This is a genomic window from Ureaplasma urealyticum serovar 8 str. ATCC 27618, from assembly GCF_000169535.1.
Classification (GTDB): Bacteria; Bacillota_I; Bacilli_A; order Mycoplasmatales; family Mycoplasmoidaceae; genus Ureaplasma; species Ureaplasma urealyticum.
Map to the genome: position 1 here is coordinate 690,134 of NZ_AAYN02000002.1, position 19,114 is coordinate 709,247.

The window sequence follows — 19,114 nt, forward strand, 5'->3', positions numbered from 1 at the left end:
AAATTCATTTTTAAGCATATAATCACAAAAACTTAGATTCTATCGTTTTTTATTTAATTTTGATACTTTCAGAAAAAGTCAGCAACTTTCTTACTAATAAACATATTTTTAAAATATGAATTAAATAGGCAAACGATATATCTAATAAGCTGATTAATATGCTATTAATTATTATAGTATATTTGAAGGTTAAAAATATAAAATTATTTGATTATAATTTAATATGCTACATACTATAAAATAAAGGATTTTATTAATGTCTTTAATTTATCTTCTAATAGGTTTTGTTTTATTATTTTCAATCCCTTACATTGTTTTTGCATTATTAGATGATTGAGCAATCAAAAAATATAATACATTTCGTCGACATTTTTTTAATTTTGACCAATTAGTAAATACAAAATTTAATGATATTTATGCTAGTACTGATAACATTTATGCACGCACAAGTAAGCAAAAAGTAGCAATAATCAATGAATATCTAATCGCAATTAATAAAGAATTAAATTTTCATAAAAAAAGCTTACTAAAACTACAAGATTATCTTGAAAATCATAAAATATTTTCTTATGTATCATTTATTAAATATACAAGTGAAAATGAAATAAAAATTCAAAATAATGTTAATGATTTTATTGATTTAATCGAATCATTTTGAAATGACTTTATTATTATTGATCAACAAGAGAAAAAAATTGCAGATACTCATAAAAAATTAGATTTAATGTATAAAGATTTAATTAGTAAATATAGCATTCCTAATCTTAATTTCCAAAAAGCAATCAATTGAACTGATGAACTATTTAATAATTTAATTGAAACTAAAATTAGCATGAATTATCCAAAATATAATTATTTCTTAGTGCAATTAATTCATCGTATTAAAAATAAAATTCATTTATTAAGAAATATAATTATGATTTTAAACTCAATTAAAATCATTGAAGAAGCTAATAAAAATAGCATGCAAAAAGTTCAAGAAATAACTTTTTTAACTGAAGATAAAATTAAAGAACTAAAACAATTTAATCATGATTTTAATTACTTTATTAATAATCAATTAGCTGATTTTATTTATAATTCAAAATTTGTAAATTTAAATAATCTTTACTTAAATAATTATTATCAACAAGCTTTAAATTGGCTTAATATTAGTTCACAAAACAACATTGGTGGTGCTGTTTTTGATAAATACAAAAAACGTTTTTATGATGATTTTAGTTTAATTAATGATCGTATTAATAAAGTAAATAATGTTTTAGAACAATTAAAAAATACTTCTAAAAATTATCAACTAAAAGAACTTGATCAATTAATTTTTTGTTTAAATGAAGCTAATCAAAAAATCATTAGTTCTAAAATTGATAAAAACGATATTAAACAAAATGTTGATTTCATTGTTTCAACACAAGCATTTTATACTAATTTACAAAAACTATTATTATATTTAAATGAATTAAGTATTAAATTAACAAAATGAAATCACCATTGAAATGCTTTAATTAAAAAAATTATAACTATCTATAATAAAAAAATCGAAATTCAAACTTATCTTGAAAATAAAAACATTTTTCATGATTTATCTAATGATATTTTTTCAGAAGATTTTGAATATGTTGAAAAATTATTTCAAAAAACTAATGCTTCTAAAGATTTTGATCCACAAATTCTAATTGATAATGAACTAATTATTCATCAATTAAATTTAATTAATCAACGTTTTGATTATGTTATTGAATATATCAATCAAACACAACTATGAATGCCTAAAATTTATGACTTACTGTATAGCAAAGTAAATTATTATGGTGTTAATTACGAATTAGTAAAACAAAATTTTGCAAATGTAAATTGAAATAATATTGTTGAAGCATCAAAAATATTAAGTGAATTTATTGATAATATTGTAGTTGCAGATCATGCTTTAAAACGTTTGAAATTTAATTAATATTAAAAATAATATATTAAAAGATAATAAAAAAATACTAGCGCTAAATTGCTAGTATTTTTAATTTTATTTAAATGGTGGTTTCGGACAGAATCGAACTGTCGACACACGGATCTTCAGTCCGTTGCTCTACCGACTGAGCTACGAAACCATGGCGGTCCTGACGGGAGTCAAACCCGCGATCTCCTCTGTGACAGAGAGGCATGTTAATCACTACACCACAGAACCATTGGTTGCGGGAGAGGGATTTGAACCCCCGACCTCCAGATTATGAGCCTGACGAGCTACCAAGCTGCTCTATCCCGCGATAATAACTTTATAATGCGTGTGTTAAACAATTATAAAGTATTTGTATATTTATATAATGGCGGAGAAAGAGGGATTCGAACCCCCGCGCGACTTGCATCGCCTCTCAGTTTTCAAGACTGATCCCTTCAGCCGGACTTGGGTATTTCTCCATAATATATATCAAACTATAACCTTTTTATTATAGCATAATTTGATATATTAATTTTATATATTTTATTGGTGCTTCTAACAGGACTTGAACCTGTAACCAACCGATTATGAGTCGGGGGCTCTAACCAAATTGAGCTATAGAAGCAATGGTGGCTGGACAGAGATTCGAACTCTGAACCTCCCGGGTATGAACCGAGCGCTCTAACCAGTTGAGCTATCCAGCCAAAATGGTCGGGAAGACAGGATTCGAACCTGCGACCCCTTGGTCCCAAACCAAGTGCACTACCAAGCTGTGCTACTTCCCGAATAGTTTAAGATAATAACTTAATACTATCTTAATTAAGAATTTAATGGCGCACCCTAAAGGAGTCGAACCCTTAACCTTCTGGTCCGTAGCCAGACGCTCTGTCCAATTGAGCTAAGGATGCAATATGGAGGTGCCAGTCAGATTCGAACTGACGAATAAGGAGGTTGCAGCTCCTGACCTTACCACTTGGCTATGGCACCAAGATCAAAATAACTTTATTAACGCTAATAAAATTAAGTTTTATGGAACTAAACCAAATAAACCTTAAATTAATTCTGTGTTTTCAAAACATTTTAAAAAACACATATAAAATAATAGCAAAATTAAATTTAAAAGTCAATCTTTTTTTATTTTTCATAAATTACAATAGGAGTAATTTTAATGGGTTGATTTGTCTCATCATCAATTTCAACTAAACTAGCACAAAAAACATATTTTTCATCACTTGGTTCTAGTATGAAACGTTTGTTTGGATCACGAAATCGTTGAATAATACTACTTGGATTTGCACCAATCACACTATTAGCAGCACCACACATTCCTAAATCGGTTTGAAAAGCGGTGCGATCAACGATTCTAGCATCATTTGTTGGAATGTGTGTATGAGTTCCATAAACTAAAGATAATTTGCCTTTAAAATCTAAAAAAAGGGCGTTCTTTTCGCTTGTCGTTTCAGCATGAAAATCTACAATATGAATTGGTGCTTCATTACATGCAATAATTTTATCTAAGGATTCAAAAGGATTAGTTTGCAAACCTTTCATATCAATAGAATTACCTAATAAATTGGTTACACGAATCATTTTTTTATTGCAATAAAAAACTCGTGAACCAGAACCTACTAAGTGGTATTGATGCGTATTAATAATATTGTATGGACGAATAATATTTGTTTTTGTTGTTAGTATTTCAAAAATATCAGGATGGTCTCAAGTATGATTACCCATAGTAATACAATCAATTCCATAACCTACTAATTCTTCATAATGTTTTCAACACAAACCACGACCATGTGTTGTATTTTCAGCATTAGCAATTACAAAATCAATTTGATGCTCTTGTTTTAGCTTAGGCAATTCATTGGCCACTGCTTTTCTTCCTTGTTTTGAAAAAATATCTCCAATAGCTAAAATTTTCATTTTTTAACCCATTCTTCTTACGATTGTTTTATGATTAAAACTAATTTGTTTTGGTTGACGATATTTGCTAAAAGCAATTGTTAAAATATCACCATCAATTCCAATAATAACACCATTACCAAAACTTGTGTGCACAATTCTTTCGCCAATTTCAAAATCGTTTTTCATTGTTTGATAAAAATTATCTTCAGCTTCTTTTTGTTTTTGTTGTGAATCAAATCATGAACGTTCTTCTTGTTGTTTTAAAAACGATTTTAATGGCATATCCTCTGGTTTATTATTTTTAAAACTACTATTTATAATTTTTAAATTATTAAAACCAATTTCATTAATAAAACGACTTTCAAATACTTGTCTTCTTGCTAATGGATCATAACAACAAGCAGATGAAATATAAAGATTTTTTTTCGCTCGTGTTAGTGCTACATAAGCAATTCTTCGCTCTTCTTCAACCCCTTTAATTGGATCATCATCAATTGCTCGATCAGAGGGAAGATGACCTTCATTCATACCAACAACAAAAACGTTTTCGTATTCTAAACCCTTAGAATTATGAACTGTCATTAATAAAACATTTTCTTTACTATCTTTGCTATCCTTATTTAAATATAAGGCAATTGAATTTAAATAATCATTAATTGTATCATCTGGGTGACGATCAACATACATCTTCATAGCACGTTTTAATTCAGAAACATTATCAATTTTATCTTCTGCTCTTTCATTTTCTAATAAATAAGCTTCATAGTTAACTTTTTTATAAATTAATTCTAAAACTTCATGAAGTTTTAAATCTTCCATTTCATCACGAATTTCTTTAATTAAATTAACAAAATTTAAAATATTCTTTTTTTGTGTGTTATTTATTAAATGGTTTTTTTCAACCTCAGCTAATGCTTCAAATAAAAATAAATTATTGTTTATGGCATAATGTTTAACGTGTTCAAACGTAGTTGGACCAATCGCACGACGTGGTGTATTAATAATTCTTAAAAAAGATAGTTCATCTAAATCATTAACTACTTTTAAATAAGCAATCATGTCCTTGATTTCAGCACGTTCATAAAACTTTTTACTACCAAGAATTGTATAAGGAATACTCTCGCGCATCATTGATTGTTCAATTGTACGAGAATAGTGATTGCTTCGAAACAAAATAGCAATTTGGTTAGCTGGTGTACCTTCTTCTAATAATTCTTTAACAGTTCTAGCAATTCAATTAGCTTCATCAATTTGATTCTGACCTCGTAAATAAATTGGTATGTTATGATCATTAGTGTTAAAAGCAGTTAAATTCTTTTTGTAACTGTTATTATTAGCATCGATTAATCGATTGGCTGTGTCTAAAATTGGTTGAGTTGATCGATAATTTGTTTTTAAAATTGTTACTTTTGTATTTTTAAAATTTTGATTAAAATTATTAATGATTCATTGTTCAGCGCCTCTAAATGAATAAATCATTTGATCTGGATCACCAACCACAAATAAATTTTGGTGTTTAGCTGCTAATAAACTAATTAAATCATATTGAATTTTATTAGTATCTTGAAATTCATCAACAAGAATATAATCAAATTTATTTTGTCATTTTTCTAAAACTTCTGGAAACTCAGCAAATAATTTATAAGTTAAATTAATTAAATCGTCAAAATCAACATAATTTAATTTAAAACAACGATCACAATAAATTGTGTAAATATCAGCTAATTTTTGCGCATCATTTCTATCAACTATTTCTAAATACTTACGATTTTTTTCATTCATGATGTCGCTTTGATCAAAAAATTTATTTTTAACTTTACTGATCATTTTAATCGTTTTTTTAATGATTGGCGATTTTTTTTCGATACTTAATTGATCAAAAATTTCTTTAAGTAAAACTTCTTGATCATCTGCATCAATGATTTTAATATTATTATGATAATTTAAATAATGAATATCTTGTTGTAAAATCTTTACACACATTGAATGGAAAGTACTTAAATAAGGAATAGAAACACCGATTGTTTTTCCAACACGCTCTTTCATTTCATCAGCAGCTTTGTTAGTAAAAGTAAAACCTAAAATTCGTGATGGATGAATGTGTTTTTCAGTAATTAAATGAGCAATACGTAAAGTTAAAACAGATGTTTTTCCTGTTCCTGCCCCTGCAATTACTAATTGTGGTCCTAAATCTGCTGTAACTGCTTCTTTTTGTTCTTGATTTAAGCGTGAATAATCAATTCCTACTCCCATAAAAACTTCTCCTTGTTTTTCATTTTATATTTTATCTAGTTCTTGAATTAAGTTATCGATTTTTTGAATCTCAACTTCACGTTTTGTTTTATGTTTTGGTGCTTGTTTTGGTTTCTCATAATGCATTCATAATAAAACAACTTTTGCTACTTGATCATGTAAAGTACGTTTTTTTGAATTCATAAACATGTGAATTACAATAATACAACTAATTAATCCCATAATTGAATATAGACTTTTGACTAAAATACTTAAAATAGCCATAGTTGTAGTACTAGTGAAATTATCATTAATTTTTAAAGATAAAATTGATTGCACATAAGCTTTTAAATCCTTAATTTGACGATAATGTTCTTTTAGCTCAATCTCATTCATCGCCTCAATTGATTTAAAACTTGCATCAGCAAAAGCAAAACAAAATCCCATCGCTAATAGATTAATCATGATAAAAATTAATCAAGTTAATAAGCTATGTTTAATTAAAGCAACAAATAAAATTTTTTTATCATTTTGTTTGACTAAACTAATCATTCTAATTGAAAATGCTCATCGAAATAAAGTATAAGATTTGCAAAATACAGGAATGATAATGTAGTATGTGCAATAAACAAAAAAAGCAATTATTGCCATTAAAAATAAACGTCAAGGTTCAGGAGCAAGTTCATCATTATTAACAAAAACATCACTAATTTTAAAATTACTATTAATAAAAACTAGCAATGATAGTAAAAAAGCAAGAATTGAAACAAAAATATAATCTAAAACACCAGCGCCAGCACGCCTTAGTGCGCTAACAACAGGATATTCAATAGTATTTTCTTGTTTTAAGGTTGTTTTATCACTCATTTAATTTAATCCTTGTTTAGATTTTAAATAATATTTTAAAATGTTAGTTTTATACTTACGTACATATGGATTATTCTCAAAATTAGCAAAATAAGTTTCTAAATATTTTTTAGCGTTTGATAATGCATGACTAATAATCATTGTACGTTCTTTAATTTGTTTTTTCGAATTAATATTAATTGTATATAGTTCATAAATCTTTTTTAAAAAAGAGTGAATGCAAATCCCTGTAATTCAATAACATAATTCATCTTTATAAATTTCTAGTAAACCATCATTACTAAATTTTGCATATAATTCATTGATTTGTTGTAGTAAATCATAAACATTATAACCAACTTCACCACTATTATTACTGATGAAGTTAACATTAACATTTCTTCATGAACTAAATTTAGTAAAAAGATCATAAATAAATAAGGCAGGATATCATTTATCGTTATAAAAAGCTAATTGGTGTTTTTTAATAAAATCTAAAGCAATAATTTTATTAGAAATTGACTCTCATAATCCAACTAAAACTTCTTTATTTAAACTATCAAAAACTAATGATGGATTTTGGTTAACATTATCATTTAAATTAAAACTAATCACATCATAATCTTTTTCTAAAACTGAAAATAATAATGAGCTTGCATCTAAATTTAGTTCAGTATGCCCTCCTAAATATCAAATATATTTGCCATGAGCATATTTTGTCGCTAAATTGTACGCATAAGCATTACCTTGTGTTTCATTTAAATAAAAATATTTAATTTTCGAATTAGTATTTTCAATTAATGGTTTAAGTGTTTTAAACAAATTATAATCACTAGCATCATCAATAATAATTAATTCAATATGCTTTTTATTCTGATTTAATAAGTCTAAAAAATAATTGAAATTCTTTTTTAAATAATGTGTTGTTTTTGATAAGTAAAAAGCGATTGTTAATAACATGATCTAACCTCATATCTTATTATTATACTATTATATAAAAATAAAACTAGAAGCAAAGTAAAATGCATCTAGTTTCTTTTTAAATTAATGGCGCACCCAAAGAGACTCGAACTCCTAACCCTATGCTTCGAAGGCATATATTCTAACCAATTGAACTATGGGTGCGTATTTGTACCATATTATTTTATATTATTTTATTATCAAAAGAAAATAAAAATCTGCACAATGCAGATTTTAATGTATCAATGGCGCACCTGAAGGGATTCGAACCCCTGACCGTACGCTTAGAAGGCGTATGCTCTATCCAACTGAGCTACAGGTGCAAACACTAGATTATTATATCTCAAATTATCACAAATTACTTAACTTAATTTTCATTTTTACTACTTTTATACTAACTCTTGAATAGGAGGTAGTAATTTATGAATACAAAAGAAATTACACAAGCTTTTTTATATAAAAGCAAATTATTTCGAATCCAATATTTATTCTTAGATGTTTGAGATGAAAAGCAATATCTAAAAACTGATGTTATTGAAGATTTGCGTTTTATTAATAAATGAAACATTAATAAAATTAAAGCTTTAAATCATAAAACAAAAGAAGGTGATGAAAATGCTTGTTAATCCACAAATTAACTATTATTTACAAGAGAAAAAATACGTTCCTCAATATGCTTATTATGTTAACAAAAAACAAAAACCTATTGAATTATTTGCACGTTATCGTGGTCGTCCCGCCCTTTTTATTCGTGAAAACACAATGATAAATACATCATTAGCATCAAACGTTTTAAATTTAGATTTTGAATTTGAAGTTGCTGGTGATTTTAAATTACCTATTAATTATTTTTTCATGGACATAAAAAGTGAAATAGGGGAATTTCGTAATTTAGAAGTTCGTGAAACTAAACACTCACCATATGAAATTGGTGGAACAAATTATGATTTATACACTTATAAAACTAGTTTAAAAATCAATCTTAATCAAGCTGGTTTTGTTAATAAAACGACTTTAAATAAAAAAATTAATTTTGCTTTTTTCCTTCGTATTAATGATGATAAAAGAATTCACGAACAAATTGATTACACTTGTGGAAAGAGTTTGTTCTTTGAAGCTGTTCAAAAAGAATTTGAAAATCTTAACTTTGATTATTTTTATAAAAATACTTTTTTATTAAATAACCATAAAAAAGTTGATCCAACAAATTTTTGAGAAACAATTCCTTTATTTTGACTTCAACAAAAAGATTTTCACAATCAAATTGCAATAGCTAATAATAAACGGCATATTTTTAATACAAAATTAACATTAAACGATAAAGATTCATGAACTAATCGTCCAACAAAAGAAACTTTTGAATCAATTAAATATTGCTTAGAATATACAAATTTAGCTAATCAAAATAAAAAAATAGAATGAAATGAAGATTATGAAAGTATTAATATTGCATACGATCTTCATCAAAGACCTATTGATTTTTTACTAACAATGAAAGCAAAGTTTTTATACGATTTTAGTAATGATCAATTAATTGTCGATAATAATCATGGTTTTAGTGGTATTTGATTGCCTTCTAAACAAAAAGCAAAACTAAAAATTACATTCATTAACAATTATTTAACACCTCAAAAATATGAAATGGAACAATTAATCGAAATCAAAAACGATTTTAATCCACATAACAAAAGAAAAATTAGCGTACGAAAGGCAATAATTGAAAACTATGAAGATTTTAAAACAATCGAAAATTAATTGGCACAATCCTAAAATAAAAATGATTATTGGGGCGATTGCTTGTTTATTAATTGTCATCATTGCAATTGTTTTAGGAGTTGTATTATCAAATCAAGAATCAACTAAAATTAACAAAAAAGAACCATTAACCCAAATTAATGAAGCAATTAATAATCAAAAACAAAAACAACATAAAATTGTTGGTGATGTAGCAATTATTGATAAAAAAGGTGAAATTATTAATAAAAAAGTTGATATTACAGAAATTAATCAAACAGATAAGCAAAAAGAAATTTTAAATAATTATTTAAAAAATAAAGAAAAATTAAAGGGCAAACCAAAAAAATATAATCAAAATAATACAAAACCAACTATTAACAATAAAGAACAAAGCGATTTAAATAATAATCATATTAACAAAACTAATGATCAAAACAATCATTTAAGTATAAAAGAAAATGAGAAAAAACCTTTAGAAAACAAAGCAAACAATGATAAAGAATTAACAAAATCAGATGATTTAAATACAAAAAATGATGACGAAAATAACAAACAAGATCTAACTAAGTTAGAAAATAATAATAAAGTTGTGAATAATGATCAAATTGAAAAAAATAACGAAATAATTAATGAGGAAGATCCAATTAAATTAAAACGCTTTAATATCATTAACGCAATTGCTAAAAATAAAAAACTATATGAATTATTAGATTTTAAATATTATTTTTCAAATGAAAATAATAGTAATGATATTAAATTTAATGAAGAATTATTCATTAAAAATATGTACAAAATCATTGAGTCTGCAATAAGTAGTTTTCAAGAATTCCATAATATAATGCAATATATTAAAATTGATATTAAATATAAATTTGATAAAGATGCAAAAAATATAATTGTTATTGTTAATTGATTGTTTGACAATTATAATATTAAGAGCGAAACAAGATATTACGAGGAATTTGTTTTGAGCATTAATTAAAAGAGAGATGATTATATGGTTGTTAATGTTAAAGATATTATTATAAAAGTTGCTAAAGAAAATAAGATTAATTTAAACATGAACAATTTGGATGTTGAATTAAAATCATTAGGAATTGATTCATTAAGTGCCATGAGTTTAATCATGAAAATTGAAGACAAAATAGGTGTTCAATTAGTAGATGAAAAATTATTAAAAATCAAAAATTTAGGTGATTTAATCATGGCTTTTGAAGATGCATTAAAATAATTAAATATTCATTGCATGAATTTAGTATAATATATAAATGTATTAATTGATAGATTAATGCATCTAGCCAGAGGGGTATAGTTCAATGGTAGAACTGCGGACTTCAAATCCGCGTGTTGTGGGTTCGAGTCCTGCTACCCCTGCCATTAAAACAATAGGATTGATACAAAAAAGTGTCAATCCTTTTTATTTGTAAAAATAGAAAGTTTTTTTCATTTATTAGTTTCATAAGTTATACTTATAAATTACTTTAATAAGTGATTTATTTTTTTACTTTCTATGTATATACATGGTTATCTTTACTAAAATATAGACTTCACTCTAAAACAAAAGCCAAATATCATAGCAATTAAGTCTGAAAAAGTGGTATAAAAGTTTGCGATGATAAACTAAAATTATTACAAATAATAATTTGTTGTGGTAAAATTTTATAAAAAAGGAAAAGCGTGATATGGCACTATCTTATAATAAATTATGGAAACTTCTTATTGATAAAGAAATTAATAAAACCGATCTTGCTAAACTTACAGGACTTAGCAAATCAACTATTGCAAAACTATCTAAAGGAGAGAATATAAACACAGAAGTGTTAGAAAGAATTTGTATCGCATTAAAATGTGATATTGAAGACATTGTCGAACTAAAGGAGAGTAATCAATGAAAGATATTAAAGTAGCTAGTTTGTTTGCTGGTATCGGAGGAATTTGTTATGGTTTTAAACAAGCTGGGGCAAAAATTGTGTGAGCAAATGAAATTGATAGAGATGCATGTAAAACTTATCGATATAATTTCGGAGATTCTTATTTAGTTGAAGGCGACATTAAAAACATAGGACCAAACGATATTCCTGATATAGATATTTTAAATGGTGGATTTCCTTGTCAAGCATTTTCGATAGCAGGTTATCAAAAAGGTTTTAATGATGAAAGAGGGAACTTATTCTTTGAAATAGTTCGTATTATTAAAGTTAAAAAACCTCGTGCAATCCTTTTAGAAAACGTAAAAAATCTTGAAACACACGATAATGGTAATACATTCAAAGTTATAAAAAACGAGTTAGAAAAATTAGGCTATCATGTCCATCATAAAGTATTAAATACAATGGATTATGGTAACGTTCCTCAAAATAGAGAAAGAATTTATATTGTTGGATTCTTATCTAAAAAAGCTTATGAAGCTTTTAAATATCCTTGTCCAATTACATTAACTAACACTATTCGTGATGTAATAGATTTTAATGATAAAAAATTAGAAAAATATTATTACAATAACTCTAAATATTATTCTTTACTAAAACCTATTATGACTAAGCAAGATACCATTTATCAATGAAGAAGAGTTTATTGTAGAGAAAATAAGAGTAATGTTTGTCCAACATTAACTGCAAATATGGGAACTGGAGGACATAACGTTCCATTAATAAAGGATAATTATGATATAAGAAAATTGACACCAGAAGAATGTGTGGCATTTCAAGGTTTTCCTTCAGAATTTCAATTCCCAATCGATATTTCTAATGCAGCCAAATATAAACAATCAGGAAATTCTGTATCAGTTCCTGTCGTAAGACGAGTAGTTGAAAAACTATTGGAAGCATTGAAAGCTGACGAAGAATAATATAAGAAGTAGTATTTAATATAACCTTAATTTATAGACCTTCGCCAGTTATTATATTTATGGTTTTAATAGGTAATAGCCTCTTTGATCTAATAATTGCTGATTGTATGGAAAATCTAGGCCTTCTTCCTTGTGCTTGTTGATCTTTGAATGTTTCGCCTTTCTTAGCGTTTAAAACTAAATTGTAAACATCATCATCTTCAATCTTATAAAATTTAACTAACCCATCAACTTTACCATTTGGAGCAAAGTCAGCAAAGTATAATAAGTCTCAAGTTGAAGTTGGGCCAAAAGAAGTACAATCATTTGGAATTGAAGCCGATTTTACTTGAACACCTTCACCGGTGTCTCTTATAACACAATCATATGAATATGCTGTACCATTTGTTCTTACTGCATTAAACGCTAAACAAAACAAAGCTTCACTAAACACATCAGGGACATTCAAACCTCTTCCACCAAGACTCTTTAACTTTTTGTTCATTATTAGTCATTCTTTAAAAATTTCTCTTAATATCTCAAAGTCGTTTTTATCAAAAGTGTCACCAATAACGATACTACCATCTTTTAATTTAATTGTTTCTTGTTTCATGCTATTATCCTCAATGTTTTACTTTTTTTCAATATTCAAAATAATGATAAAACATTTGTGCTTTTTATTTAATTAGGTTTTTTAACATCTTGTGATCAATCAAAGGCTTCTAAAGCTTATTGTACAAAAATGATATCGTAACCTCTTCTTTTACAAAATTTACATAGATACGCGCAAATTATAACACAAACGAAAAAAATTTCACAAAACACTCAATTATAAAAAACTAATTTTAGAATGTAAAATCCCGCTTTAAAGTAACGATTTATATATTACAAAAATGTTTATTTCCTATTAATTTATTTACTTAATACTAGTCTTTGAACATCAATCTTTTAAATATAATTAATATAGTCCTATAATATATCAAAAATAAACAAAACAATGAAATATCTATTAATGAATTTTTTTAAATTCTTTGATGAGAACCTTTTAAAACAAAAAAGAAGCGAGTTTAATTCGCTTCTTTTTCTTTATCTAATTCAATAAAATTTAAATTAATTAAACTTTTGGTTTTGAGCAATACGGTAGAATGTTCTTAACATTACACCTGTTCCTTTATGACCAACATCTGCAGTAATTGCAATATCAAAGTGTGCATATGGAACACCTTCAGTAAATTCTTTTAAGAAACATGCAGCACGTGAAGAACCACCACGTGGGTCTGTTACTGAGTTAGCAATATCAGCTACATTTGAATTTAACATTTTTAAGAAATCGTTGTGGAATGGTAATCTTCAAACTAATTCACCAGCGTAATCTGCGGCAACAACTACTTCGTTTCAAATATCATTATTTGTTGCTCATACACCTGAGTATGTATCACCTAAAGCAAAAATCATTGCTCCAGTTAATGTTGCGATATCAAATAATTTAGATGCTTTTAAATCACGAACAGCATATGTCAATGCATCAGCTAAAATTAAACGACCTTCAGCATCAGTGTTATCTAATTCAATTGTTTTACCATTATATGATTTAATGATATCATCTGGTTTTTGACCTTCTGGTGCTAGTAAGTTTAATACTAATGGACAAACAGCAACAACGTTTACTTTTTCTTTATTTAAAGCTAAAGCTCTTACTGTCATACTTACAATAGCAGAACCTGACATATCAAACTTCATTCAACGCATGTGTGATCCAGTTTTTACATTATATCCACCTGAGTCAAAGCATACACCTTTACCAACAAAAGCATATTTTTCATCTGTATCTGGATTATTATTGTATTCAACAACAACTAAACGAGGTTGTGCTTTATCACTTACAGCAGCTTTACCTACTCCAACGTGAGCGTTCATACCTTTTGCTTCTAAGTCTTTACGGTATAAAACACTTACTTTAACTTCTGGTAAATCTTTAAACAATTCTTTAATACGTTCTTCAAAATCACCTGGAGTCATTAAGTTTGCTGGTGTATCTTGTAGCGTTCTTGTAATTGTCTGAGATTGAGCAATTACTTGTAACTTAGCAATTAAATCATGATATTTTGCATCAACTACTAAATTATGAATGTTTTTAGGTTCAACTTTAGATTTTAGTGAAAAAGGTGTTACTTCAACATATTCTAATGCACTAACAACAACATTTAATAAAGATGCATGTCTTGATTCTGGCACAAGATCTAAAAATGAGTTTAAATCAACACTAACTGGTTTAGGTGATTTTTCTAAAAAGCTAACTAATGATCTTGATAGTTCGTTTGAATCAAAATCTGGTGTTAGAATTAGGTAATGTTGTTTTTGATATACTTCACCAAAAACAACGTGTTCAGCTGTATTTTTTTCAAAACCTTTTAGGTTGTGATCTTTTTTAACAGCTTTTAGTTCATAAACAAATTCTTTTTTTTCGTTTAATGTCATAAATTCCGTTCCTTCTTTGATATTTATAGTTTTAATATTCTTATATTATAATGCTTTTATTCAAATTATGTACGACGTTAATTTTAAGATACATAATTATGATTGTTTATTAAAGAAATTTTGGGTCTTTGATGTTAGTTTTGTCTCATGACGATATTCGTTAATATCATAATCAGCACTATTGATTTCATTAATAATATTGGCAAATTGATCATTTGAAACCTTAGCTGTTTGTACTCGTAAAGGCAAATTATCAAAATTACGAATTAATAGCATATCCCCAAATCCACTTAAATTATTACATCAATTACGATCAGTTAATAAAATGCTTTCGTATGGATTATTTAGTTTTAATGCGATTGTATAATCAAACACATTTTTAAATGAAACTGTGTTTTCATTAGTTATACTTGATGAAAGGATTAAAATAATTCCATGTTTTTTAGCAACGCTTGCAATATTGCGAATTAAAGTATCAAATCGTGTTTTAAATTCACTATTTATTATTTCGGCATATTCTGAAATAATAATTAATTTTTTTGCTAATTTTTGATTTTGGTTCTTTGCATTATAATCATCTAAATTATCAACGCCATTATTTGTAAATAAAGTATTTTCATTATTAATATTATTAACAATTGTTTTTAATAGATTAATAACATTTTCAAAATCATCATGATCAACACAATTTATTGTATGTTTTAGTTTAGCAAATTCTTTTAGTGGTTTTGATCCATTATTAACAATAAATAATTCTAGTTCATTTGGTGATTTAGTATATAAAGCACTAATAATGATATTAGAAATTAACATCGATCTTCCTGATGCTTGTTGACTACCATGAACTAAAATACTACCAACTTGATTATCTTCTAATCATACAACACTTCGTTCTTTTAGCTTACCAATTCCTAAACATAATTTATCATTGTATTCAAGATCATTTAAAATATCTTTAATATTAATTTGAGCGTTTAAATTCTTAGCTTTAGCTTGGACAACTAAAAGCTCATTATCATTATAAATACTAATTTCATACTCATTAGTGTCACAAATTGTTTGTTTCATTAAATTTAAATAATTTTTAATGAAGTTGCTTAATGATAAACGACTAAATTGATAAATGATTTCTACATTTGAAAAATAAGTATTGATTGTATTAAATTGACATTCTAATTGATTACTTTCTAAAAATTGATCAATAACTAATTTTAAATTTTCACCAATTGATTTAAGTTCATGTAAATAATCTTGGCTTTTTCCATCAATAATACTAATTCGAGGATAAAACTCATATTTACTATTTTTAGTTATAGGTGTATTATCTACAACTTGATTAGTATTATCAACTATTGGGTTTGAAACTATTTCTTCAATCTTTTTATTTTTTGATGTTGGTGAATTAATAGGTGGTTCGCTATTAGTAATTTTTGTTTGAATATTTTGTTGCTCAACAATTTGTTTTGCGCTAAATTGTTGATTAGTTCCATGGTGATCTGTACCAAGTTTTTCTTCAAAATAATTACGTTCATTTAATTGATAATCTTTTTTATGATAAGTATTAATATTTGCAATTATTTTATTAATAAACCATTTTTTAAACTTTAATCCTAAACGACTTCTTGTGCCAAATGTGATTAAAATAAAACAAATAATTCCTAATATTATTGACATAATCACGATTGTAAAGATTCAAGCATTAGCACGATAAATATCTAAATTAGCATATCCTACAATCCCGCCATAAGCAAAAATGCTAGTGTAGTAATAATGGTTTTTATCAATTGCTTTTAAAAAATCTTGTGATCAATTAGCTGCTCATCATTCACTTAAATGTAATTTTTTTGCATGTAAATTAACTAATGCAATATATTCATAATTATTCTTGTATGAATCAAGGACTTTTTGATCAATTGTTTGTTGATTTGTATTAACAATAAATTTATAAATTAATGAATGAGTAATAACACCATAACCAACTGCGCCAATAATTAAAGTAAATAAGATTATTGTAACAACATAAAAAACAATCATCCATTTACTAAATAAGCGTTTTCTTGCTTTTTTAATGTAAAAAACAATTAAAAATAATAATAAAATTGCATAAATATAGTATTTAACTCATCCGAAAAAGAATTCTAAAACATTATCTAAAATTGCTCCAGTGTATGGAACTTTAAAAATCGCAAATAATAAAATCAAAAAACTTAAAGCAAAAACACAAATCCCTATAATCTTTTTTTTATTATTAAAATCAAGCTTTGAAAATTTAGTTTTCTTTGGTTTTGGTTTTGAACTTTTATCTTGTGTTTTATTTTCGCTTGTTAAATCATTAGATTCTTTTTTTGATTCATCTAGTTGATCATCATAACTATAAAAACTAATCGTCTCTTTATTTGGTGTACTGTTTTTGTTGTCATTAGCCATAGTATTTACCTCTAAAAAATTATTTTGTTTTATAGCAATCAACTACAGTTGGTAAAACTAAAGGTCGTTTGTTAAATTTCTTTTCAAACAATTTAGTTAATAAACGTTTTAAACTTGCTTTTGTATCTTTTAAAACTAAACGTTTACGATCATCATAAACTAAACATTCGCCCATACGTTTTTTAAATGTTTCTTCAATTTCTTTAACTTGAGCACGTACTTGTGGATCATCATTAACAACACCACAATAATCAAATTCAACATAATTAAATAATTTTTGAAATTGTTTATCAAAAATAACAATTAAATTAATTACTCCATTTTCACCCATTTGTGCTCTTTCAAATAAAATATTAGCACCAACATCTAAAGCATCAAATGAAGAAATGTATTTATCTTCTAATTCAATAACTTGTGGTTTAGGGTTTAAAACTTTATCTTCTATACTAAATAATTCGCCATTTGAAATACTAATAATTTGATCACTTTTAATTCATGAAGTTGTAACAGTAGATGTAAATTTAACTTCTGTTTTATATAATCCATTAATAGGTATTAAATATTTTGGTTGTAAGAAATTAATTAAGTGTTTTAAATCTTCATCTGATTGAGTCATTGGTAAAACCGTTTTTGGTAAGGCTTTATAAGGAATATCTAAACGTCCAACTTCGTCACTTAATTGAGCTGCTAACATTTCAAATCCTGGTGTTATAACAACACCTAGTACTAATTGATCTTCAGAGGTTAAAGTAATATGTTTATCTTCATTATGTAAAATTTTATTTAATCTTGGAAAAAGAGTGTCTTGGTTTTCAATAACCACAATAATTGCGTTTTTTGAATTATTAATTTCAGAAACTGGTAATGAAATTAAATTTTTACTATTAAATAGTTTTAATTTTAGTACACCTACAAAAGTGTTAATGAAATTATTACTATAAACTATGAATGGACGATTTTGTTGTTTAGCAATAGTTGCTAATGTAAAAATACTATAAGCATCATTACTATAACATCCAACAATTAAACGGTTTTTTGTATTTTGTAAAATTGATTCATAAAAACCTTTATTTTTATGATTTGGTGCAGTAAAACAAGGATTGCCTGCCTGACCCATTCCAACAATTAATGCTAAAGTATTGTTTTTAGTAATATTGTTTAAAGCATTAATTTGTGAATCAAAAGTTTTGTTTTTATCATTTGAAATAATAAATTCATCAATATAAACAATCGCACCATCGCTTGTTTTTAGTACAAAACCATATGAATGAGGCATTGAGTTTGAAACCTTAAATGCTGTTACATAAATTGATCCAATTTTTTTATCTGAAATTGGATCTAATTCAATAATATTTGGTTCAATTTTTTTATTGTTAACTTTTTGTTCAAAAATCTTCTTAACAACAATTGCTCCTATTGGGCTTGTATAAATTGGAATTTTATAACCAACTTGTGCTAGTAGTAATTTAATTCCCATAACATTATTAAATGTTGGTGTTCCAATAAAAATTCCTTTAACACGTTTGGCATTTTTTTCTAAATATGAATAATCACAAACAATCATGTTTACGCCAAAAACATCGCTTGTTGGAATTTTTGCACCAGCATTAAAGATAAAAATATCATCGTTAACTTCAAGAACAAAGCAAGATTTACCTCTTTCATCTTGTCCTCCTAACGATAAAAAATTAATTTTAGCCATAAAGCTCCTTTATATATAAAAAATGTTTAAATAATATGTGTTTTAATCTTTTAATTATACTCCATTATAT

At 26.1% G+C, this 19,114-nt stretch carries 15 protein-coding genes and 12 tRNA genes; 8 read left to right on the forward strand and 19 right to left on the reverse strand.

Annotated features, from left to right (window positions below):
• Nucleotides 1-256 precede the first annotated feature (256 nt).
• Nucleotides 257-1,948 carry a hypothetical protein gene (locus tag UUR8_RS02785; RefSeq protein WP_004025589.1) on the forward strand — a complete coding sequence of 564 codons (1,692 nt, stop codon included), beginning with the start codon at nt 257-259 and terminating at the stop codon, nt 1,946-1,948.
• A 75-nt stretch (nt 1,949-2,023) separates the two neighbouring features.
• Here UUR8_RS02785 and UUR8_RS02790 read toward each other — a convergent pair.
• The 15 genes from UUR8_RS02790 to UUR8_RS02860 all read right to left on the reverse strand — a co-directional run bounded on the left by UUR8_RS02790 (nt 2,024) and on the right by UUR8_RS02860 (nt 8,196).
• A tRNA-Phe gene (locus UUR8_RS02790) sits at nt 2,024-2,099 on the reverse strand.
• A 1-nt stretch (nt 2,100) separates the two neighbouring features.
• Nucleotides 2,101-2,176: transfer RNA gene (locus UUR8_RS02795), tRNA-Asp, on the reverse strand.
• Nucleotides 2,177-2,178: 2 nt separating this feature from the next.
• Nucleotides 2,179-2,255: transfer RNA gene (locus UUR8_RS02800), tRNA-Met, on the reverse strand.
• A gap of 58 nt (nt 2,256-2,313) precedes the next feature.
• Nucleotides 2,314-2,406: transfer RNA gene (locus UUR8_RS02805), tRNA-Ser, on the reverse strand.
• Nucleotides 2,407-2,474: 68 nt separating this feature from the next.
• A tRNA-Ile gene (locus UUR8_RS02810) sits at nt 2,475-2,552 on the reverse strand.
• Between the two features lie 2 nt (nt 2,553-2,554).
• Nucleotides 2,555-2,631, reverse strand: a tRNA-Met gene (locus UUR8_RS02815).
• Between the two features lie 4 nt (nt 2,632-2,635).
• Nucleotides 2,636-2,712, reverse strand: a tRNA-Pro gene (locus UUR8_RS02820).
• Between the two features lie 46 nt (nt 2,713-2,758).
• Nucleotides 2,759-2,835 (reverse strand) — tRNA-Arg (locus tag UUR8_RS02825).
• 4 nt (nt 2,836-2,839) lie between these two features.
• Nucleotides 2,840-2,914: transfer RNA gene (locus UUR8_RS02830), tRNA-Cys, on the reverse strand.
• Nucleotides 2,915-3,061: 147 nt separating this feature from the next.
• A complete protein-coding gene (locus tag UUR8_RS02835; protein WP_004026074.1) occupies nt 3,062-3,853 on the reverse strand; it encodes a TIGR00282 family metallophosphoesterase in 792 nt (263 codons plus the stop codon).
• A 3-nt stretch (nt 3,854-3,856) separates the two neighbouring features.
• Nucleotides 3,857-6,088 carry an ATP-dependent helicase gene (locus UUR8_RS02840; protein WP_004026165.1) on the reverse strand — a complete coding sequence of 744 codons (2,232 nt, stop codon included), beginning with the start codon at nt 6,086-6,088 and terminating at the stop codon, nt 3,857-3,859.
• Nucleotides 6,089-6,112: 24 nt separating this feature from the next.
• Complete coding sequence (locus UUR8_RS02845) at nt 6,113-6,934, reverse strand: RDD family protein (RefSeq protein WP_004026013.1); 822 nt, start codon at nt 6,932-6,934, stop codon at nt 6,113-6,115.
• Entirely contained in the window at nt 6,935-7,873 is a 939-nt protein-coding gene (locus tag UUR8_RS02850; RefSeq protein WP_004025856.1) for a glycosyltransferase family A protein, read from the reverse strand.
• An 88-nt stretch (nt 7,874-7,961) separates the two neighbouring features.
• Nucleotides 7,962-8,038: transfer RNA gene (locus tag UUR8_RS02855), tRNA-Arg, on the reverse strand.
• A gap of 81 nt (nt 8,039-8,119) precedes the next feature.
• A tRNA-Arg gene (locus UUR8_RS02860) sits at nt 8,120-8,196 on the reverse strand.
• A gap of 99 nt (nt 8,197-8,295) precedes the next feature.
• Here UUR8_RS02860 and UUR8_RS02865 point away from each other — a divergent pair.
• From UUR8_RS02865 to dcm, 7 genes are all read left to right on the forward strand, one after another.
• Nucleotides 8,296-8,499 carry a hypothetical protein gene (locus UUR8_RS02865; protein ID WP_004026077.1) on the forward strand — a complete coding sequence of 68 codons (204 nt, stop codon included), beginning with the start codon at nt 8,296-8,298 and terminating at the stop codon, nt 8,497-8,499.
• Nucleotides 8,489-9,628, forward strand: a complete 1,140-nt coding sequence (locus UUR8_RS02870) for a hypothetical protein (RefSeq protein ID WP_004026002.1) — start codon at nt 8,489-8,491, stop codon at nt 9,626-9,628. Before UUR8_RS02865 ends, UUR8_RS02870 begins: the two co-directional genes overlap by 11 nt.
• 22 nt (nt 9,629-9,650) lie before the next feature.
• The gene (locus UUR8_RS02875; protein WP_004025632.1) at nt 9,651-10,592 is read left to right on the forward strand and encodes a DUF5452 domain-containing protein; all 942 of its coding nucleotides are present in this window, start codon (nt 9,651-9,653) and stop codon (nt 10,590-10,592) included.
• A 15-nt stretch (nt 10,593-10,607) separates the two neighbouring features.
• A complete protein-coding gene (locus UUR8_RS02880) occupies nt 10,608-10,841 on the forward strand; it encodes an acyl carrier protein (protein ID WP_004025956.1) in 234 nt (77 codons plus the stop codon).
• A gap of 71 nt (nt 10,842-10,912) precedes the next feature.
• Nucleotides 10,913-10,987: transfer RNA gene (locus UUR8_RS02885), tRNA-Trp, on the forward strand.
• Between the two features lie 305 nt (nt 10,988-11,292).
• Entirely contained in the window at nt 11,293-11,517 is a 225-nt protein-coding gene (locus UUR8_RS02890; protein ID WP_016828953.1) for a helix-turn-helix domain-containing protein, read from the forward strand.
• Entirely contained in the window at nt 11,499-12,458 is a 960-nt protein-coding gene (gene dcm, locus UUR8_RS02895; RefSeq protein ID WP_004025576.1) for a DNA cytosine methyltransferase, read from the forward strand. Before UUR8_RS02890 ends, dcm begins: the two co-directional genes overlap by 19 nt.
• Nucleotides 12,459-12,489: 31 nt before the next feature.
• Here dcm and UUR8_RS02900 read toward each other — a convergent pair whose 3' ends face one another.
• The 4 genes from UUR8_RS02900 to UUR8_RS02915 form a co-directional block, all read right to left on the reverse strand.
• Nucleotides 12,490-13,050 (reverse strand): Bsp6I family type II restriction endonuclease, encoded by a 561-nt coding sequence (locus UUR8_RS02900; RefSeq protein ID WP_004025663.1) that lies wholly within the window; start codon nt 13,048-13,050, stop codon nt 12,490-12,492.
• 497 nt (nt 13,051-13,547) lie between these two features.
• Entirely contained in the window at nt 13,548-14,915 is a 1,368-nt protein-coding gene (locus tag UUR8_RS02905) for a leucyl aminopeptidase (protein ID WP_004025723.1), read from the reverse strand.
• Nucleotides 14,916-15,011: 96 nt separating this feature from the next.
• The gene (locus UUR8_RS02910) at nt 15,012-17,342 is read right to left on the reverse strand and encodes an FtsK/SpoIIIE domain-containing protein (protein WP_004025811.1); all 2,331 of its coding nucleotides are present in this window, start codon (nt 17,340-17,342) and stop codon (nt 15,012-15,014) included.
• A gap of 19 nt (nt 17,343-17,361) precedes the next feature.
• Nucleotides 17,362-19,044, reverse strand: coding sequence for a ribonuclease J (locus tag UUR8_RS02915; protein ID WP_004025801.1), 1,683 nt, complete (start codon nt 19,042-19,044; stop codon nt 17,362-17,364).
• Between the last annotated feature and the right edge of the window lie 70 nt (nt 19,045-19,114).